General features: G+C 66.4%; 21 protein-coding genes. 7 read left to right on the top strand and 14 right to left on the bottom strand.

Annotation, left to right across the window (positions count from 1 at the left end):
* The first annotated feature begins 201 nt into the window (after positions 1–201).
* Positions 202–1,107 carry a glycine--tRNA ligase subunit alpha gene (locus B8446_RS07485; protein ID WP_048848725.1) on the top strand — a complete coding sequence of 302 codons (906 nt, stop codon included), beginning with the start codon at positions 202–204 and terminating at the stop codon, positions 1,105–1,107.
* On the top strand, positions 1,100–3,172 hold the full coding sequence (gene glyS, locus B8446_RS07480; RefSeq protein ID WP_048848724.1) for a glycine--tRNA ligase subunit beta: 2,073 nt from the start codon (positions 1,100–1,102) through the stop codon (positions 3,170–3,172). The genes B8446_RS07485 and glyS overlap by 8 nt, the downstream gene beginning before the upstream one ends.
* 54 nt (positions 3,173–3,226) lie before the next feature.
* Here glyS and B8446_RS07475 read toward each other — a convergent pair whose 3' ends face one another.
* The 7 genes from B8446_RS07475 to B8446_RS07445 all read right to left on the bottom strand — a co-directional run bounded on the left by B8446_RS07475 (position 3,227) and on the right by B8446_RS07445 (position 10,355).
* On the bottom strand, positions 3,227–4,123 hold the full coding sequence (locus tag B8446_RS07475; protein WP_048848840.1) for a fructose bisphosphate aldolase: 897 nt from the start codon (positions 4,121–4,123) through the stop codon (positions 3,227–3,229).
* Positions 4,124–4,200: 77 nt separating this feature from the next.
* On the bottom strand, positions 4,201–4,587 hold the full coding sequence (locus B8446_RS07470; RefSeq protein WP_048848723.1) for a DUF3293 domain-containing protein: 387 nt from the start codon (positions 4,585–4,587) through the stop codon (positions 4,201–4,203).
* Positions 4,588–4,609: 22 nt separating this feature from the next.
* On the bottom strand, positions 4,610–5,779 hold the full coding sequence (rodA, locus tag B8446_RS07465; protein ID WP_048848722.1) for a rod shape-determining protein RodA: 1,170 nt from the start codon (positions 5,777–5,779) through the stop codon (positions 4,610–4,612).
* Positions 5,779–7,695 (bottom strand): penicillin-binding protein 2, encoded by a 1,917-nt coding sequence (gene mrdA, locus B8446_RS07460; RefSeq protein ID WP_048848721.1) that lies wholly within the window; start codon positions 7,693–7,695, stop codon positions 5,779–5,781. The genes rodA and mrdA overlap by 1 nt, the downstream gene beginning before the upstream one ends.
* A 13-nt stretch (positions 7,696–7,708) precedes the next feature.
* Positions 7,709–8,314, bottom strand: a complete 606-nt coding sequence (locus B8446_RS07455) for a hypothetical protein (RefSeq protein ID WP_048848720.1) — start codon at positions 8,312–8,314, stop codon at positions 7,709–7,711.
* Positions 8,280–9,254 carry a rod shape-determining protein MreC gene (gene mreC, locus B8446_RS07450; protein ID WP_084712178.1) on the bottom strand — a complete coding sequence of 325 codons (975 nt, stop codon included), beginning with the start codon at positions 9,252–9,254 and terminating at the stop codon, positions 8,280–8,282. Before mreC ends, B8446_RS07455 begins: the two co-directional genes overlap by 35 nt.
* A 54-nt stretch (positions 9,255–9,308) precedes the next feature.
* Positions 9,309–10,355 carry a rod shape-determining protein gene (locus B8446_RS07445; protein WP_048848719.1) on the bottom strand — a complete coding sequence of 349 codons (1,047 nt, stop codon included), beginning with the start codon at positions 10,353–10,355 and terminating at the stop codon, positions 9,309–9,311.
* 325 nt (positions 10,356–10,680) lie between these two features.
* Between B8446_RS07445 and B8446_RS07440 the strand changes: the two genes are divergently transcribed.
* Together B8446_RS07440 and B8446_RS07435 are read left to right on the top strand one after the other, a co-directional pair.
* Positions 10,681–10,947, top strand: a complete 267-nt coding sequence (locus B8446_RS07440) for a hypothetical protein (protein ID WP_048848718.1) — start codon at positions 10,681–10,683, stop codon at positions 10,945–10,947.
* Positions 10,948–11,003: 56 nt separating this feature from the next.
* On the top strand, positions 11,004–11,498 hold the full coding sequence (locus B8446_RS07435) for a YMGG-like glycine zipper-containing protein (RefSeq protein WP_241767687.1): 495 nt from the start codon (positions 11,004–11,006) through the stop codon (positions 11,496–11,498).
* 61 nt (positions 11,499–11,559) lie between these two features.
* On the opposite strand, the gene B8446_RS07430 is transcribed toward B8446_RS07435, so the two are convergent.
* The 3 genes from B8446_RS07430 to B8446_RS07420 form a co-directional block, all read right to left on the bottom strand.
* On the bottom strand, positions 11,560–13,131 hold the full coding sequence (locus tag B8446_RS07430) for a 2-isopropylmalate synthase (protein WP_048848717.1): 1,572 nt from the start codon (positions 13,129–13,131) through the stop codon (positions 11,560–11,562).
* Positions 13,132–13,420: 289 nt separating this feature from the next.
* On the bottom strand, positions 13,421–13,801 hold the full coding sequence (locus tag B8446_RS07425; RefSeq protein WP_048848716.1) for a hypothetical protein: 381 nt from the start codon (positions 13,799–13,801) through the stop codon (positions 13,421–13,423).
* A 51-nt stretch (positions 13,802–13,852) separates the two neighbouring features.
* Positions 13,853–14,767, bottom strand: a complete 915-nt coding sequence (locus tag B8446_RS07420; protein WP_048848715.1) for an N-acetylmuramoyl-L-alanine amidase family protein — start codon at positions 14,765–14,767, stop codon at positions 13,853–13,855.
* A 551-nt stretch (positions 14,768–15,318) separates the two neighbouring features.
* Here B8446_RS07420 and B8446_RS07415 point away from each other — a divergent pair.
* Positions 15,319–18,189 (top strand): ribonuclease E/G, encoded by a 2,871-nt coding sequence (locus B8446_RS07415; protein WP_048848714.1) that lies wholly within the window; start codon positions 15,319–15,321, stop codon positions 18,187–18,189.
* 116 nt (positions 18,190–18,305) lie between these two features.
* On the opposite strand, the gene B8446_RS07410 is transcribed toward B8446_RS07415, so the two are convergent.
* The 3 genes from B8446_RS07410 to xseA all read right to left on the bottom strand — a co-directional run bounded on the left by B8446_RS07410 (position 18,306) and on the right by xseA (position 21,292).
* Complete coding sequence (locus tag B8446_RS07410; protein ID WP_048848713.1) at positions 18,306–19,199, bottom strand: GIN domain-containing protein; 894 nt, start codon at positions 19,197–19,199, stop codon at positions 18,306–18,308.
* Complete coding sequence (locus B8446_RS07405) at positions 19,196–19,573, bottom strand: hypothetical protein (RefSeq protein ID WP_048848712.1); 378 nt, start codon at positions 19,571–19,573, stop codon at positions 19,196–19,198. Before B8446_RS07405 ends, B8446_RS07410 begins: the two co-directional genes overlap by 4 nt.
* A 276-nt stretch (positions 19,574–19,849) precedes the next feature.
* Complete coding sequence (gene xseA / locus B8446_RS07400; protein WP_048848711.1) at positions 19,850–21,292, bottom strand: exodeoxyribonuclease VII large subunit; 1,443 nt, start codon at positions 21,290–21,292, stop codon at positions 19,850–19,852.
* Between the two features lie 51 nt (positions 21,293–21,343).
* On the opposite strand from xseA, the gene purD reads away from it, so the two are divergent.
* On the top strand, positions 21,344–22,606 hold the full coding sequence (gene purD / locus B8446_RS07395; protein WP_048848710.1) for a phosphoribosylamine--glycine ligase: 1,263 nt from the start codon (positions 21,344–21,346) through the stop codon (positions 22,604–22,606).
* Positions 22,607–23,331: 725 nt separating this feature from the next.
* Positions 23,332–24,318, top strand: coding sequence for an LLM class flavin-dependent oxidoreductase (locus B8446_RS07390; RefSeq protein WP_048848709.1), 987 nt, complete (start codon positions 23,332–23,334; stop codon positions 24,316–24,318).
* Here the strand turns inward: B8446_RS07390 and B8446_RS07385 are convergent.
* On the bottom strand, positions 24,306–25,664 hold the full coding sequence (locus B8446_RS07385; RefSeq protein ID WP_053053758.1) for a Hint domain-containing protein: 1,359 nt from the start codon (positions 25,662–25,664) through the stop codon (positions 24,306–24,308). The two genes, B8446_RS07390 and B8446_RS07385, sit on opposite strands and share 13 nt — an antisense overlap.
* Between the last annotated feature and the right edge of the window lie 121 nt (positions 25,665–25,785).

The following is a 25,785-nucleotide window of genomic DNA, read 5'->3' as shown; positions in this document are numbered from 1 at the left end:
CACTCCGCACAATTCGGATGAAAGCCGCATACGGCTTCCTGAAACGATTCCAATGTGGCGATGCGATGACGCGCGAGCAAGATGCAGGTTCCAGCAGAGCCTCGCGCGTAGCCGTTCGCCGGGACACATCCTTGTGGCGTTCGGCACCCGCCACTAGGATGCAGCCCCTTTTGGTCCTGCCCCGACACCGGAGCCCGCCTCTTGACCCAACGTTCCGGCCGCGCCGATGCGCCCCTCTCGTTCCAGGCGCTGATCCTGCGCCTGCACCAGTTCTGGTCCGATCAGGGCTGCGCGATCCTCCAGCCCTACGATACCGAACTGGGCGCCGGCACGCTTTCTCCGCACACGACCCTCCGCGCGCTTGGCGATGCTCCGTGGAAAGCGGCCTATGTGCAGCCCTGCCGCCGCCCGTCGGACGGACGCTATGGCGACAACCCGAACCGCCTGCAGCACTATTATCAGTATCAGGTGCTGTTGAAGCCGACGCCCGAAGAGAGCCAGAACCTCCTGCTCGAGAGCTATCGCGCGATCGGCATCGATCCGGACCTTCACGACATCCGTTTCGTCGAGGACGACTGGGAAAACCCGACGATCGGCGCCTGGGGCCTGGGCTGGGAAGTCTGGTGCGACGGCATGGAGGTGACGCAGTTCACCTACTTCCAGCAGGTTGGCGGTATTCCGGTCACGGTCCCGTCCACGGAACTGACTTACGGGCTCGAGCGTCTCGCGATGTACGTTCAGGGCGTCGAGAACGTCTACGACCTCGATTTCAACGGTCGCGGTCTGCGCTACGGCGATGTCTTCAAGCGCGCCGAGTTCGACTACTCGCGGCATAATTTCGAGCTGGCCGATACCGACATGCTGATGCGCCATTTCCGCGATGCGGAGGCGGAATCCGTCCGACTGGCCGAGGCCGGCGTGGCGCAGCCCGCCTATGACCAGTGCGTCAAGGCGAGTCATCTGTTCAACCTGCTCGACGCGCGCGGCGTGATCTCGGTATCCGAACGCGCGTCCTATATCGGGCGCGTCCGGACGCTGGCCAAGCTCTGCTGCGAGACGTGGCTGGCCCCTGAAGTCGCGGCCAAGGAGGCACAGACCAATGGCTGAGCTCCTGATCGAACTGTTCTGCGAGGAAATTCCGGCCGGGTTGCAGGCGCGCGCCGCGAACGACCTGTCGTCCCTTGTCACGCGCGCACTGGACAGCCTGAACCCGCGCGATGCGACCCCGGTCTGGGGTCCGCGCCGGATCGCGCTGATCCTCACGGTCGACGATGTCGTTCCCGCATCCACCCAGAGCGAACGCGGCCCGCGCGAAAGCGCGCCCGAGCAGGCGCTGGCCGGGTTCCTGCGCAAGCATGGCGCCACGCGGGAGATGCTGACGCAGGAGAACGGCTTCTGGGTGCTGAACCGCGAAATCCCGGCGGTCTCCGCACGCGACCGGATCGCAGCCGCCCTGCCCGATCTGCTCTGGCGTTTCCCGTGGCCGAAATCCATGCGCTGGGGCGATGAGGGCACCACGCAGTCCAGCTTGTTCACGTGGGTGCGCCCACTGCGCCGGATCCTGTGCCTGCTCGATGGGGCGGTGGTTCCGTTCTCGCTCGCGCGCGAGGGCGACGACGCGCATGGTCTCGCGTCGTCGGACCTGAGCGAAGGCCATCGTTTCCTGGCGCCCGAGCCGTTCCACGTGACGTCTGCCGCGCAGTGGCGGACAGAGCTGGCCGCGCGTCACGTCGTTGTGGAAGCCGCCAAACGGGAATCGCGGATTTCCGCAGGGATCGCGGCCCTGGCCGATGGTGCGGGGCTGCGCGTCGTGGACGATCCGGGTCTCGTCGAGGAAGTCGCGGGCCTGACCGAGTATCCCTCTCCGCTGCTCGGCTCGATCGATGCGGCGTTCATGGATCTGCCGCCTGAGGTCATGCAGGTCTCGATGCGGGTGAACCAGCGTTACTTCGCCCTGCGCACGGCCGAAGGCGCCGCTGCCCCGCATTTCGCGTTCGTCGCCAACATGACGTTCGCCGACGACGGCGAATTGACCATTGCCGGCAACGAACGCGTCCTGCGGGCCCGCTTCGCCGATGCCCGCCATTTCTGGGATCTGGATCGCGCACGCACGCTCGAAAGCCGCGTTGCGGCGCTCGATGCCGTTACGTTCCATGCGAAACTTGGATCGCAAGGTGCGCGCGTCGCCCGGATCGAACGCCTTGCAGCCGAGATCGCACCGCTGGTCGGTGCGGATCCGTCGCATGCGGCGCGCGCCGCGCGGCTCGCGAAAGCCGACCTCACGACCGGCATGGTCGGTGAGTTCCCCGAGCTTCAGGGCGTCATGGGCCGGTACTATGCGCTGCATGACGGGGAAGATGCGGCTGTCGCCGAAGCGGTTTCGGCCCATTATCAGCCCAAAGGCGCAGCCGACGACACGCCGCGCGCACCGGTCTCGATTGCCGTGGCCCTTGCGGATCGGCTCGATCTGCTGGCCGGCTTCTTCGCCATCGGCGAGACGCCGACCGGATCCGGCGATCCCTACGCGCTGCGTCGCGCAGCCCTCGGCGTCATCCGCATCGTGCGTGACAACGCGCTGCGTCTCGATCTCCGCGCGGTCATCACGGCGGCGGAAGGCGGCTTCCCCGACGCCATACGTCCTGCGGCGGATACCGGCCTGATCGCGTTCCTGGCCGACCGCCTGCGCGTCCAGCTCCGAAGCGAGGGAGCCCGGCATGACGTCCTGTCCGCCGTGCTCGCCGGCGGTCTCGACGGCGATCTAACGCGCCTGCTGGCCCGGACCGAAGCACTCGCGGCCATGCTGGAAACGGAGGACGGGCGGAACCTGCTGGCAGCCAGCAAGCGGGCCGCCAACATCCTGAGGATCGAGGAGAAGAAGGACGGCCCGCATGATGGCCGGCCGGACCCGTCGCTCTATCGCGAACCTGCCGAGCGCGGGCTGGCCGAGGCGCTGACGGAGGCCGTCCCCACCATCCATGCTGCCCTGATGCATGAACGCTTCGATGAAGCCATGCGGGCCGCGGCCGGGTTGCGACCCAGCCTCGACCGGTTCTTCGAGCACGTCACGGTCAACGATGCCGATCCGGCTCTGCGCGCCAACCGCCTGGCGCTGCTCGCCGCGCTGCGTCACACGCTGACGCCGATCGCCGATTTCGGGCAGATCGAGGGCTGACATGAAAACGCCCCTGCCGGCCGGGCCAGAGGGGCGTTTTCACGCGCGGTCGGATCAGACCTTGTCGACCGACGCCTTGTAGATCTTGTTCACGGCAATGGCGAGCGTGTCGTCGAACTGCTTCTCGTCCATCTCGTGGCGCAGGTCGCCGATCAGGGCGCGCGAGAAACTCGCGATCATCAGGCGGTTGTGGCTCAACCGCTCACAGGCGTCATCCAGCGGATAGCCGCCCGACAGCGCCACTACACGAACGATCCGCTCGTCCCGCGCAAGGTTGTCATAAAGGCCCGCAACCTCGGGGATCGTCAGCTTGAGCATGATCCGCGCATCGGACGGCAGCTTCTCGATCTCGGCCGCGATCGCATCATGCAACATCTGCTCGGCCTTTTTCTTGTCCGGACTGTCGATCAGGACTTCCGGCTCGAGAATCGGGACCAGCCCATGCTTGCGCACCTGCTCGCCCACCTCGAACTGCTGCCGCACGATGGCGGCAATGCCGGTTTCGGATGGCAGGCGGATGACCGAACGTTCCTTGGTGCCGAAAACACCGAGCCCTGCAGCCCGGGCCAGCAGGTCGTCGAGCCCTGGCATCGGCTTCATCAGCCGCACACCGTCATTCTCGGCCTCGAGCCCTTTGTCGATCTTCACGAACGGAACGACGCCACGCTCCCGCCAGAGATAGCGCGGGGTCGGCACTCCCTGGATCTCTCCGTCCATCGTCCGCTCGAAGAGAATGGCGCCGATGACCTTGTCGCCCGAGAAACAAGGCGCCGTGATGATGCGCGCGCGCATTTCGTGCATCAGCGCGAACATCTCTTCTTCGTTCGAATAGGCGCTCTCAGGGATACCATAGAGCTTGAGCGCGCCCGGTGTCGAGCCGCCGCTCTGGTCGAGGGCGGCGATAAAACCCCCTTTATCCGCCATCTGGGTCATCATCTCAGACATGCTCATGACACGCGTCTCCAAACGGGTTTCGTCCTGCCTAAGACGCGCGCGTGCCCCTTTGGATGCAACTCAACTTTGCCGGATCAGACCTGAACCAGACGCGCGGACCTGCCCCGCTGCACGAGCACGACGGCGTTCTGGCCGAATACGCGCGCCAGCCGTTTCGCAGGTGCCAGAGGCATGCAGACACCGGTCATCGGTTCCCACCACTGGCCAAGGCCGCCTCGCCCGGCAACCGACGGAACGTGCCGGAGTCGCTCGGCCAACGCGCACATCATGCGGGCGTTGATCCCGTCTGCCGCACGCCGCCCGCCGGGATTGCAGGCGCCGAGGATGACGAAGGCATCGCTTCGGAACGGCCAGGATCCGACAGGGCGCCTCCCGATCCTGACGTGCAGACCACCCGCCTCATACGCGCTGCGGGCGTAGGCCCGTCGCAGCGCAGGCGTCAGCGGGCGCACGGCCCTCACGGAGCCGCTCCGCGGCGCGTCCTCACTCGACCGTCGGCTGGTCGTGCGGCCCCAGCCGCTCGTTACGGTGAACATAAGCCGACAGCAGCAGTCCGAAGCCGAACATCATCGTCAGCATGGCCGAGCCGCCATAGGAAATCAGTGGCAACGGCACGCCGCCGACCGGGATCGCCCCCATGACCATCGACAGGTTGACCGCGCAATAGAGAAAGAAATCCATCGCGATCCCGAGACCGAGCAGCCGACCGAACTGATTGCGGCTGCGCAGGGCGATCAACATGCCGCCGAGGACCAGCAGACCCAGCAGGCCAATGACGGAGATCGCGCCGACATAGCCCCATTCCTCGCCGATCATGGTGAAAATGAAGTCCGTCTGCTTTTCAGGCAGGAAGTTCAGCTGCCCCTGCGTTCCATGCAGATATCCCTCGCCCCACATGCCACCCGATCCAAGCGCGATCTTCGACTGGATGATATTGTAGCCGGCACCCAAGGGATCGTGGTCAGGATGGAGGAACGTGTCGATCCGCGCCTTCTGGTAGTCGTGCAGATGGGCGTAGACGAACTTGCCCAGGAAGGGCACCGGCGCGACCAGGATCACGATCTGCCACCAGCGCATGCCCGCCGCGAAGAACAGGATCGCGCCAATCACCCCGATGATGGATGCCGTGCCGAGGTTGGGCTCCTTCAACACGAGGCCCACCGGCAGCAGGACGGCCACCGCCGCCGGGATCAGCCAGAGCGGATTGCCCATGCGGCGGTGCCCGAGCCTTGAAAACCAGCTTGCCAGCAGGAGCACGAGCGCAATCTTGGCGAACTCGGACGGCTGGAACTGCAGGCCGGCCAGATTGATCCAGCGCTCGGCCCCCTTCCCCACATGCCCCATGCGCAGCACGAGCACGAGAAGAGCCATCGCTACGATATAGATCGGTCCGGACAGGCGCATGAGAAGCCGCGGACTCAGCAAAGCTGTCCCGATCATCAGGACGAGGCCGAACCCGAACCGCGTCGCCTGCGGCGCCGCAAACGGCTTCGACGAACCACCGCCTGCGGAATACAGCGCCAGATACCCGACACCCGCCAGGGCACAGATCAGCAGCACGTAGAGCCAGTTGATCTGCCAGAGCTTGGACAGCAGGCGGAAGCTGGGCTCGGGACGCCAGAGCCGTTTCTCGTGGCGTAGCGGTCCCAGCATCAGAATTCGCCTAAGTCGTTCTCCGCGACGCGCTCGCCCGGCGGATGGATGTGGTTCACCGGATCCCGCATCAGCGTATCCGTCATGATGTCGCGGGCCAGCGGTGCTGCGGCATCGGCACCCGCATTGCCGTGCTCGATGACGACCGCAACCGCATAGCGCGGGGCATCGAACGGCGCAAAACAGATGAACAGGGCGTGCGGCCGGTCTTCCCACGGCAGATCGGCCGACTTGAAATGCCCCCCCTCGCGCACCGCGCGCGAGACGCGCCGCACCTGCGCCGAGCCTGTCTTGCCAGCCATCTGGACACCCGGCAGGTCCAGCTTCGCCTTCGGCGCCGTGCCGTCGGACGCATTCACGACCGCGAACATGCCCTGACGCACCACGTCGAGGTGGCCTGTCGGAATATCCAGCGCCGCGGCGGCATCAAGCGCGCCCAGCGGGTCGGCCTGTCCGTTTGTCTTGCGCACAAGATGGGGCTGGATCATGCGGCCGGACGCGATGCGCGACACATACGTCGCAAGTTCCATCGGCGTGACCTGGACGAAGCCCTGGCCGATCCCCGAATTGACCGTATCGCCACCGTTCCAGTGGAACCCGTGCGCCCGTCGCCAGTCCGGTGTCGGGATCACGCCCGTGCGGATATGCGGCAGCTCGATCCCGAGCTTCGAGCCAAGGCCGAAATCGTTGCCCATCGCCTTGATGGGGTCCATGCCGGTCGCCCGCGCGAGCTGGTAGAAATAGACGTCGCACGACAGCTTAATCGCATCATGCATGTCGATGTTGCCATGCCCCCACCGCGACCAGCAGTGAAAGCGCACGCCGCCCATGTCGTAGTAGCCCGGGCAGTGAAACCGCTCGGTCGGCGAAACGGACCCGGCCTTGAGCGCTGCCAGAGCCACAGCGGGCTTAAACGTCGAGCCCGGCGGGTACAGACCGGCCACCGTCTTGTCGATCAGCGGGGTCTCGGGATCGGATGCCCACTGTGCCCACTGGCCCCGGCTGACGCCGCTGTCGAACAGCGCCGGGTTGAAGGACGGCGTGCTGACCATCGCCAGCACCTCGCCGTTCCGGCAGTCCATGACGACGGCACTCGCGAACTGATCGCCGATCCGGTCGCGCACCATCTGCTGAAGGCCTACGTCCAGCGTCAGCGCGACCTGTGCGCCCTGCTGGCCCTCGACGCGATCCAGCTCGCCCATCACGCGGCCGCGCGCGTTGACTTCCATCTCGACGGAGCCCGGCGTGCCGCGCAGTACCGTGTCCTGTGTCTGTTCCAGACCGGCACGCCCCACGCGCATGCCCGGCAGCGCCATGGTCGGGTCGGCCGCGACATCGTGTTCATTGGCGGGCGCTACGTAGCCGACGACATGGGCGGTCAGCGGCCCCGAGGGATACTGGCGGCTCGAACCCACGTCGATCAGCACACCCGGCAGACCGGGCGCGTTCAGCTCGATCCGCGCCATGTCATCCCAGGACAGGAAGTCCTTCAGCGTGACCGGGACGTATTTGTGGACATGCTTCAGATCGCGTTCGATTCGCGCATGATCGCGATCGTCCAGCGCCACGATTTCGGAGAACCGTGCGATCGTCCCCACGATGTCCGTGGTTTCCTCGGGCATCAGCAGGGCGCGCCAGCTGACCTTGTTGCTGGCGAGCTGGGTCCCGAACCGGTCCACCACGATTCCACGCGCCGGTGCCAAAAGGCGCTTGCTGGTCCGGTTGCGTTCGGCAAGCTGGCTCAGATGCGCGCCGTTGGTCACCTGCAGATCGTACAGACGCCGCCCGAGCACGCCGAGAACGGCGGCCTGCCCCCCGAGCACGATCAGCGCACGCCGGGAGAAGACGCCGCGCACGGGGTTGCTCTGGTCCCGTTTCGGCATCAGGCGGCCGATCTGACGTTTTCTGAATTTCATGCCGGATGGTATCTCAGGCTCGCTCGGGGTTGGCGACCGTCCGGTTCGCCCACGCGAACACTGCGCTAAGGATCGGATAGATACCGATTGTCAGCGTCGTCTGGAAGAGGCTTGGCGCAGGTCCGAGCAGATGAAACGCCTCGACGGACGCCATCGTCCACTGGACCACGCCGGAAATCGTCGCCAGCACCGAGAGAATGGCCCATGTCGTCAGAAAGCTCGCCGCCGTCAGACTGTGACGTCCGAGATGGGCAATTCCATGCACCACCAGAAGCATGAACAGAATCGAGCCCGGCGCACCGAACGTCACCATTTCGGCAAACAGGCCAAGCGCGAAGACCGCCCATGGCGGCATCTGCCGCGGCCGCTGCGCCGACCAGAAAAACACGGTCCCGAACAGAACCGAGAACAGCAGTTCGGATTGTCCGGGCAGGCCCAAGGGCGCGGACAAGACGAGCGTCGAGAGGAACGCGAACCCGACCGGCGTTGCCGCCCGCAATCCTGCATCGGCCCGCTGCCGCAGACTGGCGCGCGGCTTGATTTCCGGTCTGATGCCGCTTCCGGAATGTTCCGCAACCATCGCGTCAGCCGAGCGACCGCTGCGGGAGATAACGGCCATCGAGCAGGCCGGATCGCGGCCCGGCCGGCCCGATGGCGCCGAAGGGTGCCGGCGCCGCAGCCGGCGCGCCGGGAGTGGGTCTGGTCGTGCCGCCCGCAGGCACGCGCCCCGGCGCCTCAGGCTCTGTGACTGGCCGCGTCGCATATTCGAAGACACGCACGATATCGAGATGGCCGAGATCGCCATCCGGCACCACCACGGGATCGCCCGCATGCCGGTAATGAACGCGTCCGACGGGCAGCCCCTGCGGCAGGCCGCCGTTCTGGGCGCCCGTGGTGACGCGTTCGCCTTCAAGTGGCGGGTTGTCCTGCGGGAAGAAGATCAGGCGCGGCAGTGCCGAGTTGTCGCCCGCCATGATCGCGCTGCCATGCGATGACGACAGGGCCACCGGAATCCGGCTGGCCTCGTCCGTGATCAGCAGGATGCGCAGCGTGCGTCCGCCGATCTCTGTCACGCGCCCGATCAGGCCGCCGGCATCGAGCGCCACGTCTCCGACATGTCCCTGATGGCCGGGGCCGACCTGCAGCAGGATGGCGCGTGCATAGACACCTCCGGCGTCACGGATGGCATGACCCGTGACGAAAGCCGGCGCATCGTCCGGGATCCAGTTCAGTGCGGCCTTGAGCTGCGCGTTTTCGTTCGCCAGCGCGACCGCCACGTCATACCAGCGTCGCAGCCCGTCGTTCTCCCGTCGAAGACGGGCATTTTCCGACGACAGATCAGCCGCCCCGCGAAGGTCCGTCAGGGCGGCGCGCACATGCTCTCCCGGCAGAACGAGAAGACCGTAGGCCGGGGCCAGAACATCCGCGACCGTCATGCGGGCCTGATCGATCCATCCGCGTCGCGCGAACCCCAGCATCACGAATCCCACGGCGAGCACGAACAATGCAGGCAGAACGAGCTTGCCCAGAGCCTGCCGCGCCTGGATCGACAACCACAGCACCCTCGATCAACCCCTCCGCTTGATCCGCCCCGGCCGGATGGCCGGATGGTTTCAGTACATGCTGGTCAGCACATTGCGCAGCTTGCGGATCTCCTCGAGCGCGCGACCGGTTCCCAGCGCGACGCAGGACAGGGCGTTTTCACCCACAGTGACCGGAAGCCCTGTTGCAAGACGCAGCACGTCGTCCAGACGATAGAGCAGCGCACCGCCACCCGTCAGCACGATGCCCTTGTCCACGATGTCGGCCGACAGTTCCGGCGGGCAGTTCTCGAGCGCTGTCGTCACCGCATCGACGATCTGGCTGACCGGCTCGGCAAGGCTCTCCGCGATCTGTGCCTGACTGACGAGAACCTCGCGCGGCACGCCGTTGATGAGGTCGCGTCCCTTGACCTCCTTGATCGGTCCCGGATCGCGCGGGTCATCCGGCATCATGGCGGAGCCAAGTTCGATCTTCAGCCGCTCGGCCGAACTCTCGCCGACGAGCAGGCTATGCGTGCGGCGGATGTAGGAGATGATCGCCTCGTCCATCTTGTCGCCGCCGACGCGGACCGAGCGGGCATAGACGATGCCGCCGAGCGAAATGACGGCGACCTCCGTCGTGCCGCCACCGATATCGACGATCATGCTGCCGGACGGCTCGGTCACAGGAAGGCCCGCGCCGATCGCCGCCGCCATCGGTTCCTCGATCAGCAGCACCTTGCGCGCGCCGGCGCTCTCGGCGCTCTCCTGGATCGCGCGACGCTCGACGGCCGTCGAACCCGACGGTACGCACACGATGATCTGCGGGCTGGCGAAGGCGCGGCGGTTGTGAACCTTGCGGATGAAATGCTTGATCATCTCTTCCGCGACCTCGAAATCGGCGATGACGCCGTCGCGCAGGGGACGAATGGCCGTGATGTTGCCCGGCGTGCGGCCAACCATCTGCTTGGCCTCTTCGCCGACCGCGAGCACCACCTTCTTGCCGCGGACATCGGCGATCGCCACGACGGACGGCTCATCGAGGACGATGCCGCGGCCTTTCACATAGACGAGCGTGTTGGCGGTGCCGAGATCGATCGCCATGTCGGCCGACATGAGACCCAGCAAACGAGAAAACATTGCAAGCCTCCAGGCTGACTCAAAACGCCCTGCCCGCAGGCTCGAGATGGCGATCCGGCGCAGGCATTAGCGGTGGCACCGGCGCGCGGCAAGAGCGCCGGGCAGAAAACCCGGCCCATATGTCACGATCCGGTAGCGATGCGCCCGAATTCGGCCCCATCCGCGTCACGTTCTGCCACGATCGGCCCGTTACAAAGGTCAGGCATCCGGCGGCGGCCGACGCGCTCCCACGCGCAACCCAATGGATCGCTCATCCGTTTATATCGCGACCGTGCCCGCATGCGACGAGCAAAACTACGTCGCCCCGGGAACGACAGGAGACCACATGATCATGTCACGTTCTAAGAGAGTATTTGCAACCGCCCTGACCTTGGCGACCCTGACGGTTGCGCCAATCGCGCTCAGCGGCTGCGGCGATCCGTATGATCCCGGCGCCCGTGCGGGTTCGGGAGCGCTCATCGGTGCAGGCGGCGGTGCAGCCATCGGCGCGCTGGCGGGCGGTGGACGGGGCGCTGCCATCGGCGCGCTGACAGGCGGTGCGGTCGGTGCAGCCGGCGGCGCGGCCACGACACCCAACCGTCGCGGATATTGATACGCAACGATGGACCGCGACTTGAATTACGATCAGACCCGCCACGGAGCTGCGTCATGAGCGACATCATGAACTACCTGAACGGACGCACGGCGACCCGCGCCGTCGTGCTGCTCGGTTGCGCACCGCTGATGCTGGCGGCCTGTGCCAATGACTACAACCCGGGCTCCCGCGCACTCGGCGGCGGCCTGATCGGCGGCGGGACAGGTGCTGCCATCGGCGCGCTCGCGGGCGGTGGCCGGGGTGCCGCCATCGGGGCGCTGGCCGGTGGCGTTCTTGGCGCCGGTGCAGGTGCCGTGACGACGCCGAACCAGCCGGGCGCCGGGGCCAATGGCTACGCGCAGCCGTATTATCGCCCGGCCTACGGCCAGAACAACTGGACGCAGGGCGGATACGGTTATGCAGCACCTCCGCCGCAGCAGGCTGCTCCGGCGCCGCAATACGGCTACGGCGCCAATGCAGCCCCGCCGCCCGCATACAACAATGCCTACCCGCAGGGCGGGTATCCGCAGGGCAGCTATACCCAGGGCGGCTACGGTTACGGCTACTGACAGGAAAAACCCCGGCGGATGTCTCCACCGGGGTTCTTTTTACTCAGACCCACTGTTCGCCTCAGGCGCTCAGCGCCTCCGGCTCGCGCCGCGTGCGCTTGGCAATGAGCTTGTTCAACGCATGAACATAGGCGCGCACGGCTGACACGACCGTGTCGGCGTCCGCCCCCTGTCCGTCCACGAGCTTGCCGGCTTCCTCCAGACGAACGGTCGTCCGCGCCTGGGCATCCGACCCTTCGGTGATGGCGCCCACCGAGTAGAGCGCCAGCGTGGCTTCATGCGGAAACAGCGCATGGACGGCGTTGAAGGCCGCATCCACCGGGCCATTGCCCTCGCGTGTCGCGGTGGTCTCGTTGCCATCCACATTCAACGTCAGCGTCGCTTCGGCACGACGGGTCGACCCTGCCATCAGGTCGAGCGCCACGAACCGTACCCGCTCGTGATCGCGCGTCTCGTCGTCGACCAGCGCCACGACATCGGCGTCGAAAACGATCTTCTTCGAGTCCGCGAGATCCTTGAACCGCTGGAACGCCTGGTTGATCGTCACATCGTCCAGATCGGCATAACCGAGGGTTGCCAGCTTGTCGCGGAAGGCGGCGCGGCCCGAATGCTTGCCCAGAACCAGCGACGACTTGCTCCAGCCGACACTCTCCGGCGTCATGATTTCGTAGGTCTGCGCATTCTTCAGCATCCCGTCCTGATGGATGCCGCTCTCATGCGCAAAGGCATTGCGCCCGACGATCGCCTTGTTGGGCTGCACGTCGAAACTCGTGATGTTCGCCAGCAGACGCGACACGGACAGCAGGCGCGTCGTCTCGATTCCGTTGCGGTACGGATACGCATCCGCCCGCGTGCGCAGCGCCATCACGGTTTCCTCGAGTGCCGCATTGCCCGCGCGCTCGCCGATGCCGTTGATGGTGCATTCGATCTGTCGGGCGCCACCTTCGACCGCAGCCAGCGTGTTCGCGACCGCCAGGCCCAGATCGTTATGGTTGTGCGTGGACAGGATCACCTGATCCGCCCCCGGCACGCGCTCGCGCACCATCGCGAAGATGCGGCGCATGTCTTCGGGCGTCGCATACCCGACGGTATCGGGAATGTTGATTGTGGTCGCGCCGTTCCTGATTGCAACTTCCACGCACCGGCACAGGAAGTCCGGGTCGGTGCGCGAGCCGTCCTCGGCGGACCACTCGACATCGTCCGTGAAGCGACGGGCCGTCTGCGTGCCCATGGCGATCAGTTCGAGAACCTGCTCGCGCTCCATCCGCAGCTTGTATTTCATGTGCAGATCGGACGTCGAAATGAACTGATGGATGCGTCGGCGCTCGGCCTTTTCCACCGCGCGGCCGGCGGCTTCGATATCCTTGACGGAGGCGCGCGCCAGTCCGCAGATCACCGGGCCACGTATGCTCTCAGCAATCTGCCGGACGGATTCGAAATCGCCTTCGGAGGCGACGGGGAAGCCCGCCTCGATCACATCGACACCGAGATCGGCCAGCGCCTGCGCCATGCGCAGCTTCTCGTCGAGATTCATCGAGAAGCCCGGCGACTGCTCGCCATCACGCAGCGTGGTATCGAAGAAAATGATCCGATCGCTGTCGATACGGCCGAAGGACGGATGTTGGATGCTCATGGTGTCGGGACTTCCTGCTGACTTGATCGGACATTCGGGAGCGTCATGACCGCTCCGCACCTGTTTTTTGTCTCCCCTGAGCATGACAACGCAGCCTGCTGCGTCGCGAGATACGCTCAGGGGCCGATAAGTCGAAGCTCGAGCCGTGCGCCGAGCGCGCGAATCCGACGCTGCACGCAAGCCGTCGGCGCCGGCACGAGCCGGCGGCCGTTCAGGCGCGCGCTGGAGGTCAGGATCGAAGTCATGGCCGCGTCTCTAACCCGAACAGGCTACGGGTGGGAAGCCTGTTTCAATGTCCGTCCGACGATTGCCGGGCATTCTGCAGTAGAGACATCCACTTGTTCTGCGAACGCTGCGCCGCGCGCGCTGCATCGGCCAGTGTGCGATCGGGATGGCGCTGGCACCAGTGCTTCCCATAGGCCATGGCGACATCCGTCGTCTGCGGGCTTGGCATACCGCCCTTTCCATCGAGGCCCTCAGGCGCATACGTCTTCAGGACGACTGCGATGCGCTGCTTGAGCTCTGCCTCGCCTTGCGGTCCTGCCTGCTCCTGCATCCGCAGGGCATCGGCGCAGCTGGTCTGGCCCGTGATCGTCGCCGCGAATACCGGTCCGCACGCCCCGACCGACGCAAGCACAGCCGTCATTCCCATGATCCGAAGCATCTTCATGCGCACTCTCTCCTGCAACCCGGTCCCTGCGAAACGGCCGGGACGATCGCCCTAGCCTGCCATCCGCGCAAGGCCCGGCCCCTGGGCGAAGTAGCGCTCGATGGCGGTGCACATCGCCGAGGCAACCTGCGTGCGATGGGCTGACTGGCGAAGCGCCTGCTCATCCAGGTGATTGGACATGAAGCCCATCTCCACGAGAACGGATGGAATTTCCGCGGATTTCAGCACGACGAACGCCGCGTGACGCGACGGGTTGGTCAAAAGGCCGATCCGGCTCCTGAACGATGCCACCACGCTGGAGGCCATGTGCGCCGACCCCCGTCGCGTCTCTTCCGAAACGAGACTGGCCAGGATTTCCTGGATCTCCGGCGAGACACCGTGAAACGCAGGCCCGGCGAACCGGTCCGCACTGTTCTCCCGGCGCGCCAGCGCTGCCGTCTGCGCATCGGAAGCGCCGGTCGATAATGTATAGACGCTGGCGCCGCGCACGCCCGGGTCGTGCAGCGCATCGGCATGCATCGAGACGAACAGGCCGGCCCGCGCGTCCTGCGCGATCTCCACGCGCCCTTCGAGCGGAATGAACCGGTCCTCGCTGCGTGTCATCTGCACACGATAGCGGCCGGTGGCCACGAGCTGGCGCTGCAGTTCGGTCGCGGCCGCCTCCGCGATATGCTTCTCATAGGTACCTGAAACGCCGATCGCGCCCGGATCCTTGCCGCCGTGTCCCGGATCCAGCATCACGAGCGGCAGCGGCGCCGGGGCCGCACGCAGGACGGCCGGCGCATGAAGGCCATGCGAAGCCGCGCCGGGTGCCGACAGGGTATGCAGCGTGTGATGGCCATGGCGGACCGTGGCGGCAACGGCCGGAGCAGAAACCGCAGCCAGTCCGGCGGCAACGAAACCGCGCCGGGTTGGATGGTATTGTGCCAGACCAGACGAACGGCGATCGGGGTCTGCCGCAGACATGGGGCGGATCTCCAGGGAGGTGCGGCGCCCTCCGGTTGCATGACGGGTTCAGGATGACGGCAGGATCGTGGCAGATCAATGGCATACGCGCTACCGGATGCGCGTGCGATGCTGCCTCTTGCCGTGCTGTCACGGATCGTTCATGCTGACCGGAGCAAGGTCTGTCCCTCAGCGGTCCGATCGCCAAGCGAGGATGCCCCTTTTTCCGGCATTCCCGGCGATCCCGCAGACCGGACGCAGGCCCCTCGGGCATCGTGCCGCGCCGACATGCGCGCCCGCCCCGCTACACTCTTCCCGGTCTTGGCGCGCGTCGTCCCGACCGGTCGTTTTCACCCGTCGAGGCACGATGCCGCGTTCCAGCCACCCGCCACTTCCGACAGTACCGGACAGCGCCGCCGCAAGCCGCGCCGTTCGTTGCATCGGGCGGCGCAGGCATCATGGCGGCCCGACCTCTCCCCATACAAAGTCCGCCCCTTGCCCAGTGCCCGCCTCGCGCCGCTTCGGCGGCCGCGCACGTGCATCGCGGGGCGACGACCGGAGTCCCCCGATTTATGAACAAGCGTATGCTGATCGATACGACCCACGCGGAAGAAACCCGCGTGGTCGTGATGGATGGTGAGCGGCTCGAAGACTACGACGTCGAAACGTCGACCAAGAAGCAGCTCAAGGGTAACATCTATCTCGCCAAGGTGATCCGGGTCGAGCCGAGCCTTCAGGCCGCCTTCGTCGAATATGGCGGCAATCGCCACGGCTTCCTGGCCTTCAGCGAGATCCATCCCGATTATTTCCAGATCCCTGTCGCCGACCGCGAGAAGCTGCTGGCGCTGCAGGAGGAAGATCAGCCCGAGGACGGCGAGGACGAGACCCCCGAGGACGCCTCCGACGAGGCGGCCGATGCGGGTTCCGAGGGCGAGTCCGACGAGGGCGCGCGGCGGCGTGCGCCCGAGACGGTCGGCGGCGAGAACGACACCGGCGACGAGAGCGCCGCGGCCCGTCGCACCGCTCGTTTCCTGCGCGGCTACAAGATCCAGGAGGTCATCCGCCGGCGTCAGGTCCTGCTGGTGCAGGTCGTCAAGGAAGAGCGCGGCAACAAGGGTGCGGCGCTGACGACTTACATCTCGCTGGCGGGACGGTATTGCGTGCTGATGCCCAACGCCCTGCGCGGCGGCGGCGTCTCCCGCAAGATCACCTCCGATTCCGATCGCAAGCGCCTGCGCGAGACCATCGCGGAGCTGAACCTGCCGCGCGGCATGGCGATGATCGTGCGCACGGCCGGGGCACAGCGGCCCGCGCCCGAAATCACGCGCGACTGCGAATATCTGCTGCAGCTCTGGGACGACATCCGCTCCCACACGCTGTCCTCGATTGCACCGACGCTAGTCTACGAGGAAGCGAGCCTGATCAAGCGCGCGATCCGCGATCTGTTCTCGAAGGACATCGAGGAGATCGTGATCGACGGCGAAGCGGCCTGGAAGAGCGCGCGCGAGTTCATGCGCATGCTGATGCCGCATAACGTGCAGAAGGTGAAACTCTGGAACAATCAGGGCCTGAGCCTGTTCGCGCGCTATCAGGTCGAAGGCCATCTGGACGCGATGTTCTCGCCCACGGCCCAGCTCAAGTCCGGCGGCTATCTCGTCATCAACCAGACCGAAGCGCTGGTTGCGATCGACGTGAACTCCGGCCGCTCCACCAGCCAGCGCAATGTCGAGGAAACGGCGCTGCGCACTAACCTCGAGGCGGCCGAGGAAGTCGCACGCCAGCTCCGCCTGCGCGATCTCGCGGGCCTCGTGGTGATCGACTTCATCGACATGGAGAGCCGCCGGCATAACGCGCAGGTCGAGAAGAAGCTGAAGGATGCCCTGCGCTCCGACCGTGCACGCATCCAGATCGGCCACATCTCGCATTTCGGCCTGCTCGAGATGTCGCGGCAGCGTCTGCGCCCCTCCATCGCGGAATCCGTGCTGTCCCCTTGCCCGCACTGCCAGGGAACGGGCTATGTCCGCGGCGTCGAGAGCGCGGCGCTTCATGTCCTGCGTGCGATCGACGAGGAAGGCGCCAAGCAGCGCGCATCCGAAATTCTCGTGCATGTCGCGGGCGGCGTTGCGCTCTATATCCTCAACCACAAGCGCAGCTGGCTGAACGACATCGAAGGGCATCATCGGATGCATGTGTCGTTCCAGGCCGACGAAACCCTGATGCCGTCGGAACTGCGGATCGACCGCCTGCAGGCACAGACCAGCGTGTCGCGTGAAGCGTCCGAGCCCGCACCCGCCGCGATCCCGATCGAGACGCTTGCCACCACGGACGGCCCGGCCGACGTTGCGGCACAGGTGGACGATGAGGTCGAAACCACGCCCGCCGAAGGCGCGTCCGAGGATCGGAGCGAAGGTGGTCGTCGTCGCCGTCGCCGTCGCCGCCGTGGTCGCCGGGACAACCAGTCTGCCGATCTGCGGCAGGACGGCGCACCGCAGGTCGAAGGCGAGGAAAGCAGCTGGAGCGCGGCCGAGCAGGCTGACGAGCAGGCAACGCAGGACGCCGAGGGGCAGGAAGATGGCGAGGAGGCCGCGCCCGGTCTCGTGGCTCCGGGCCGTCGTCGCACCCGTCTGCGTCGCGTGCGCAGCGAGGAGCGTCGCCCGCACGAGGAACGCACGCCCCGCGACCGCCACCAGCCGCGTCCGGAACCCGAGCGCCGCGCCTGGGTCGGCCCGACGCCCGCCGATCCGTTCGGCGGCCGGTTCGACATCTTCGATGCGATCGAACTCGCCGAGACCGCCGAGGCGGAAGCACCCACGCCGCGCACACGGACGGTTCCGATCGAAGCGGCTCCTGCTCCGCGGCCGGAACCGGAGGCGGTCGTTGAAGATGTCGTCGCCGAGACGGTCAGCACGGACGATGCCGCTCCGGAAAGCGAGGCGCCGCGTCGCGGACGCCGTCCGCGACGCCGGGGACGTTCGGCGAACGCGGCGACCGTAACCGAGGCGCAGGAGGCGGCAGCGCCACAGGACGAGCCGACGCCAGACGTCGTTTCGGAAGCGCCCTTCGAGGACGCGGCCGTGACTGCGGAGCCTGCTGCCGACCCCGTGGCTGTTGCGGAAGAGGCACCCGCGCCGCGCCGGCGCGGACGCCGCCCGAAGGCAGCGGCCAAGGCAGCGGCCGAAGTCGAAAGTCTCCAGGCCGAGGAAGCCGCACCGGCCGTCGCAGTGACGGACGTCGTTGAAGCGCCGAAGGCCGAACCGGCCGCGCCGGTGCGCCGAGGACGGGGCCGCCCTCGCAAGTCGGCTTCCGCTACGGAAACGGCTCCGGCCGTCGAAGCGGAGACGGCGACAGAAGCGCAGCCGGCCGAAAACAGCGCAGCAGTGGCGCCTATCAATGTGGACGACGAAAAGCCGGCCACGCCGCGTGCAGGCTGGTGGCGCCGCTGATCAGCGGCGCGCCAGAGACGGCATAAAAAACCCCGCCATCGGTCATCCGGTGGCGGGGTTTTCTTTTGGACAGGACCGACACCTTACCGAGCGACGGCCACGCCAATCGGATCTTGTTACGGCCCGATATTCAGGGAAACGTTGCTGCTGGTCCGAACCGACTCGCGCCGTGCGACATGCGGCAGGGTAATGCTGCCGCTGCCATCTGCTGCCAGCCGCAGAGTGCCGATGGCGGCAGCGACCGAGACATCGCTCGAGCCACCGGAATCGAGCGTGACGGTTTCGATCCGGCCACCTGCAATGGTGATATCGCCCGACCCGCCGTTCCGTGCGCTCAACGTGCCGATCGCAGCATCGCTGATCTGGACGTCGCCGCTCCCGCCATGATCCAGTGTCATGTGATCCACCGTGGCGCGACCGATGGTCAGGCCGCCGGATCCGGACTGGGAGGCCATGACGGACGGCGCTTTCACCGTACTGATACTGACGTCGCCTGATCCGTGCGTGTCGATGTCGGCCGGACCGTCGAGCATGCCCAGCCGTACGTCGCCGGAACCCGTGATTTTCGCGGTCAGCTGCGTTGCCGCCTCTGCCATGACATCCGTCGAGCCTTTCGTATCGACGGTCAGCGGCGCGGAGAACGCACCGAGCCGATACGTCTCGGCGCCTGCATCGCGCACAGTGATGGGCATCGCCGTCGGAAGCTGCACCTCGACATGAAGCGTTCGCGGCCGATTGTCTTCCGGACAGGTCTCGCTCGCCCCGAACGACGCGGCCGCGCCGCTGGCGCTGGCAAGACGATCCAGATCAGCCTGACGGTCTCCGGTCGCGACGATCCGCACATGTCCTGCCGGCACGATTGCCGACGGCGTGACGATGACCTCGCGCGCGCATGGGCTGCCGAACACGATTGAACTGCCGGACAGATCGAACTGCCGTTCCGCCGCATGCGCCGATACGGCCGTGATCCCCAATGCCAGTCCCGACAACGCGGCCGCACCGCGTTTCATCGGCACACGCTCCGGCTGCCGTCGGCCGCGATGAACGTGCCGGTCAACGGTTCGAAGCAGGCGTTGCGGGTACAGGCACTGCCGCTGACGAGCGCGCTGTCATAGATCGCGGACCCGGCCTGCGCTGCCTCCCGCAAGGCCGATCCGCACAGCGGCGTATCGAGCGGCGCGGATGGATCGTTGGTCAACTGCGCCTCGTTGGCAGGCGGCGGCTCGGGCGCAGCCAGTCCTGGCGCGAAATCCTGCGGCGGGATCTTCGGACGGGGCGCCTGTGCAACGGGTGTCGGCTTCGGCTGCGGTTCGTCCGCGCAGCCGGCCAGCGCCACTGTCGCCAGCAGCGTCAGCACCGCCGTCCGCCCATCCGGTCGTCTCATTCGCACCAGGCTGCTCCTTCTCATCATTGATGGCGACAGTGCCACGACCTGCCCGGCAGCGCCATGTGCGACCCGCTCGGCTCCGTAACGCACGAAACGTTACGGCGGTGCGTCGAAATGCGGCGCGTGGCGCAATGCCGGACGGAGCAAGACCACTTGGCTGATCGGACAGTCACAAGATGATTCGCGGCCATGTCGGCTGCCAGACGCTACCGTTGGCCCTCACTGGTAAACAGCGTCCGCGCGGCGGATTTATGGGGCCCTGCCGAAAAACCTTTACAGATCCAGTGCGCCCTGTCCCTCCGCCTTCTCCCGGACAATCTGGGCATCGCGCGCACCGTCCGCGAAATGCAGACGCACCCTGGCGCCGGGCTTGAGCTGGGCAGCCTGCGTGACCGGATGGCCGCGACTTTCCACCAGCGCATAACCACGCGCCAGCACCGCCCGGGGGGACACCGCCTCCAGCCGCCCCACCACGCCATCAAGGCGCGCACGCTGCAAACGGATGGCGCTAGACGGCAGGGACGGCGGCAGCGACAACCCTGCCAGCGCACGATGGCGGCGCTCGAGCAGCTGGCGCAGACCCGCCCGAAGTGCGGGCCCCGCGAGCGACAGCCGCGCCCGGCGCCGCTCGATCAGCGTATCCGGCCCCGGCAGGCGACGCTCAATCATCACCAGCCGGGCATGCGCGTCCCGCAGCCGCGCCGGCAACGCGAGGTCAAGACGCTGCGAGCGATCGTCCAGACGCATCCGCAGCGTGCCGACGAGGCTGGGCAGATCGGGAATCCGTGCCGAAGCCCGATCAAGCCGCGACCGCGCGGTCTGCATCGCGCGGACAAGCCCGCTCGCCAGCCGCGCCGCCCGGTGGACCAGATCGGCGGACAGCTCGGTGCGCAGCGGCACGGCCAGTTCCGCGGCGGCGGTCGGTGTAGGCGCCCGGCGGTCGGATGCGAAATCGATCAGCGTCGTGTCCGTCTCGTGACCGACCGCCGAGATCAGCGGAATGGGCGAGGCCGCCGCCGCGCGCACTACGCGTTCGTCGTTGAACGCCATGAGATCTTCGAGTGATCCACCGCCCCGGGCGACGATCAATACATCTGGACGCAGATCCGGATCCGTCATCCGGCCTGCGGATTCGATCGCGCGGGCAATCTGCTCGGCAGCGCTCTCGCCCTGCACCGCGACCGCCCACAGCAGCACTTCGCGCGGCAGCCTGCGGGCAATGGTCGTGCGGATATCATGCAGCACCGCGCCCTGGCGGGACGTCACGACACCGACACGACGCGGCAGGAACGGCAGCGGCCGCTTGCGGTCGGCATCGAACAGCCCTTCCGCCAGCAACATCTTGCGCAGTGCCTCGACACGCGCCAGCAGCGCGCCCTCGCCTGCAAACTCCAGCCGGTCCACGACGAGCTGGTAGCTCGACCGCTCGCCGTAAGCCGAGACGCGGCCCGTTGCGATCACCTCCGTGCCGTTCTCGGGCGCCAGTCCCAGGCGGGAGACGCTGCCGCGCCAGACGACGGCGGAAATCTTGCCGGCCTCGTCCTTGAGCGAGAAATAGATATGGCCCGAGGGGTAGCGTTTGCACTCCGTGATCTCGCCCCGTACCCGCACCCGCGCGAAGCCCTGTTCAAGGGTCCGCTTGATCGCGCCCGACAGCTCGGAGACGGTGTAGTCGGGCACATTGCTGGCGGGCTGTGAATCGGGGCGTTCGTCCATGGTGCAGTCCTATGCTAGGGAGCGCCTCTCTGAAAAGCGGAAGGGTGGAACATGCGGGTGCTTCTGGTCGGCTCGGGGGGCCGTGAACATGCGTTGGCGGCGAGCCTTGCACGATCGCCGGACCTCTCGGCCCTGTTCATCGCACCAGGAAATCCGGGGATGGCCGCGTTGGGCACGCTTGTGCCGATCCCGGTCACGGATATCGCGGGACTTGCGACATTCGCGAAAGACAATGCGATCGATCTGGTGGTCCCCGGCCCGGAAGCCCCCTTGGTCGCGGGTCTTGCCGATGCCTGCGCGGAGATCGGCATCCCCTGCGCCGGGCCCAGTCGCGCCGCGGCGCAGCTCGAAGGCAGCAAGACATTCACCAAGGAAGTCTGCGACGCCGCCGGCATCCCGACGGCCCGGTGGGAGCGTTTCACGGACGCAGGTGCCGCGCAGACGTTCGTGCAGCGTCGTGGCGCGCCGATCGTCATCAAGGCGGACGGTCTCGCGGCGGGCAAGGGTGTCGTCGTGGCCCAGACCGTCGCAGAGGCCGAAGCCGCGATCGACATGATGCTGACGGACGGATCGTTCGGAGACGCAGGCGCCTCGGTCGTGATCGAGGAATGCCTCATGGGCCCCGAGATTTCGCTGTTCGCCTTCTGCGCCGGAACGGACTGCACGCTCATCGGGGCTGCGCGCGATCACAAGCGGCTGGGCGATGGTGACACCGGCCCGAACACGGGCGGAATGGGCGCGATCTCCCCGCCGCCGGGCTTTGATCGCGCGGCACAGGAGCACGCGCTCGACATCCTCGTGCGTCCGATGCTGGCCGAGATGGCGAAGCGCGGCACGCCGTTCCGCGGCGTCATCTTCGCAGGCGCCATGCTGACCGATGAAGGTCCGAAACTGATCGAATACAATGTCCGTTTCGGCGATCCGGAAGCGGAGACGCTCCTGCCGCGCCTGACATCGGACCTCCTTCCGGCACTGCGCGATCTGGCGGCCGATACGCTGGGAGCGTCCCCCGTCACGTTCTCCGACGATGCCTCGATCTCGATCATCCTGGCCGCGCGGGGCTATCCTGACGCGCCGATCAAGGGCGGCCCGATCTCCGGCATTGCGGAAGCCGAAGCCGTGCCGGGCGTGCGCGTCTTCCACGCCGGCACGGCACTGGATGCGAACGGCACGCTCGTCGCGGCCGGCGGTCGCGTACTGGCGGTCAGCGCAACGGCGCCTGACGCCGCCACGGCCCGCGCGCGTGCCTACGAGGCTGCGGGCCGCATCGTCTGGTCCGACGCGGTGTATCGCCGCGATATCGGCGGCCTGTAACGCCGCAGGGCGCTATCCTTTCACGGGAGGACCGCCGGGCCATGTGCCTACGGAGATCCCGCGTAACACGTTGGGAAAATCGGGCGTCCGGCCTCCGTTGACGGCCGGACCGTAGCAGGCACGGCGGAGCGGATTTAATGGCGCCCGGTCCAAGGCTTGGGAGCCGCCGCCACAAGCATGCTCCTGGCATAATCTTGCGGTTCGCTGGGCCCGAAGGCTTTCGCAGTCGGACAGGCGCTGGTTCCTCATGCCACCATGAGAAGTTTCCGCTTTCGACCTCAAGCGCCTCGCCCGTGCCAGTCCGCCGCCTGTTGGTGATCTGCCATTGCTGATCGCCAAGGAGCCTAGATCATTTCTGGTCATTGCTGGCTTGATGGGTGACTGAATACTCTAAAGCCGACGCCATGAAGCGGACGATGCAGAACGCACCCGCACGGCGTGCCATGCATTCACCGCAGCATGCTCAAACACAAATGTGCGATGATGATGCACAAGAAGAAAAAAGCCGAAGGGCACCTTGTGCTGCGATCAGACCGCGCGGGTCGACCCCCGCACTTTATATATGAACGCCATTGACCTCGGCCCGCGCCCGCAACGCATCTGCGCCTGCCCATCTTCCCATTTGCCATCCAGTTCCGGACGCCGTCGGCACGCCATGCGAGCCGGACTGGCGCAGGGCATGCGATCGCCCCATCTGTAGGTCGACCAACAGCACGGCAGACGACATGATCCCGCTTTCCGTCCTTGATCTCTCTCTCATCACCGAAGGCGGCACCGCAGCCGACGCCCTGCATCGCAGCGCCGATCTGGCGCGGCACGCGGAGGCCCTCGGGTTCCGACGCTACTGGCTGGCGGAGCATCACGCGATGCCGGGAATCGCGTCAGCGGCGACCGCCGTCGTGATCGGGCATGTCGCGGGCGCGACGAAAACGATCCGCGTCGGCGCGGGCGGAATCATGCTGCCGAACCACGCGCCGCTCGCCGTGGCGGAAGCCTTCGGCACGCTGGAATCGCTCTATCCCGGTCGGATCGACTTGGGCCTCGGACGCGCGCCGGGCTCCGATCAGGCGACCATGCGCGCGCTGAGACGCGATCCGGCCTCCGCTGACCGCTTCCCGCAGGACGTGGCGGAGCTGCTTCATTATTTCGATGCGGCGGTGCCTGGACAGGGCGTCGTGGCCGTGCCGGGAGCAGGTCTCGATATCCCCGTATGGCTGCTGGGATCGTCGCTGTTCTCGGCGCATCTGGCAGCCATCATGGGGTTGCCCTTCGCATTCGCGAGCCACTTCGCACCGGACCTGATGGAAGACGCGCTGGCACTCTACCGACAGAGATTCGAGCCTTCGGACCGGCTCTCGGCGCCTTACGCCATGGTGGGCGTCAACGCGATCATCGGGGATACGGAGGCCGAGGCGCAACATGCCGCGACATCGCTGCAGCAGTATTTCGTGGCGCTGCGTCGCGGACGTCCGATGGCCTTCCCTGCGCCACGGACCGTATCATGGGGACCGCCCGAACAAGGCCTGATCGACCATACGCTGCGATATACATTCGTGGGGACGGCGGAACGCGTCACAGACCGGATCGCGTCATTTATCGAGCGGCATCGGCCCGATGAGCTGATGGTCGGAGCTCCCGTCTTCGACCATCAGGCAAGACGCGCGACCCTCAGCGGGATCGCGCGTCATCTTGTCGGCAATCAGCAGGCGTAGGCGAGCGGCGCCGCGTCGGCTTCCACGACATACGGGCCGGCCGAGACGACCTCGACCACCAGCGTGCCGACAGCGTGCGGCGCGCGGGCACCCAGCGGGAGCGTCGCACGGCCCGTCGTCCAGCGCATCGTCGGGGCTTCGACACCGTGCCAGCCGGCAAGGCCCGCGTCCTCGAGGTGCAGGGACGTGGCCTTCGTCGCGTCCGAGTCGAACAGCTTGACGGCGCCGACCAGCACGCCCAGCTCGCGGCGATCGTCCACGAACGGACCGATCGCATCGCACGGACGGCTCGCACGGGACAGGACATCGACGCTCTCGACGCCGGCCGGCAGCGCGAACACCGCACGACCGTTGACGACGCGCGTCGGACGGATCACGCGACCATCCTGCGTCTCGAGACGCAGATCGGCGTCATCGGTCGTCATCACGTCGGACGCGCCGACGAAACCGAGCGTCGCGGCGCGGGTCCGGATCGCCTCGTGCAGCGGCTCGACGAAAGCGCGGGACGTGTCCAGCGGTGCTGCGGCATCGGCCGTCCACGACAGGGCCGGGCCGCGCAGCGTCACGACATTGTCACCTGCGTTCGACAGCATCCGGTTGCCGGTATCGAGATAGCTCTCGGTCAGCATGTTGTTGGCGCGGATGACGGCGTGCGTCGCGGTCTCGATATGGAAATACTCGTATTCGGCCAGATCGGCGTCGAAGGCGATCGTGGTGCCGTTGACCAACAGGCGGACGGGCACGAACCGGCCGTCGAACAGGAAGCAATGCTCTGCCGTAACGCGCAGGTCACGATCCGGCATGCCCGGTGCGACTGCATCGCGGCGGACCAGGACAGCGTGACCACTGCGATCGGACGGAGCGCCGTGCGTCACCATGGATGCGCGACCGACCCAGACCAGCGTCTCGCTGACGGGCATGCCATCGCGATACGCCACCACTTCGTCACCGGCACGAAGCGTTTCGACCGCAACGGTTCCTTCGGGCGTCTCGATCATCGCGCCGGCAAGGAAGCACGTCTCGCCGCCGCAGTGACCGGGCTTGTCGTGATGGTGGTCGTGGTGGTGGTCGTGGTGGTTCCCGTGATCATGGCCACGGTGGTCGTCGCCCCAGCCGAAGGAGCCGCCACAATTCCATGAACCGCCCCAGTTCCAGCAATTGCCCGGAACGGGCTGACCGCCACCATGACCGTTCTGGCCGCCATGTCCGAAGTCACCGAAGCCGCCGATTACAGTCGAGCCCCAGATGTCATGTGTATTGTGAGAACTCGATGCGCCGAATGGCCAGAGAGAGGCAATAAAACCGGATTGAAAGATGCCAAAGCTCTGAAGGCTAAATTCCAGCATGTTGTTTCACTCCGGTTTCACCTGTTGATGGTCAAACCGCTGTATCAACCTGCTCTTCGGCAACACAATGTTGATAGGCGTCAATTGTAATTATTAATTCGTCAATTAATGAATTACCGAA

It is taken from the genome of Tanticharoenia sakaeratensis NBRC 103193 (assembly GCF_000963885.1).
Lineage (GTDB): Bacteria > Pseudomonadota > Alphaproteobacteria > Acetobacterales > Acetobacteraceae > Tanticharoenia > Tanticharoenia sakaeratensis.
The sequence above is the reverse complement of the archived record's forward strand: the minus strand, read 5'-3'. Positions and strand labels throughout refer to the sequence as shown.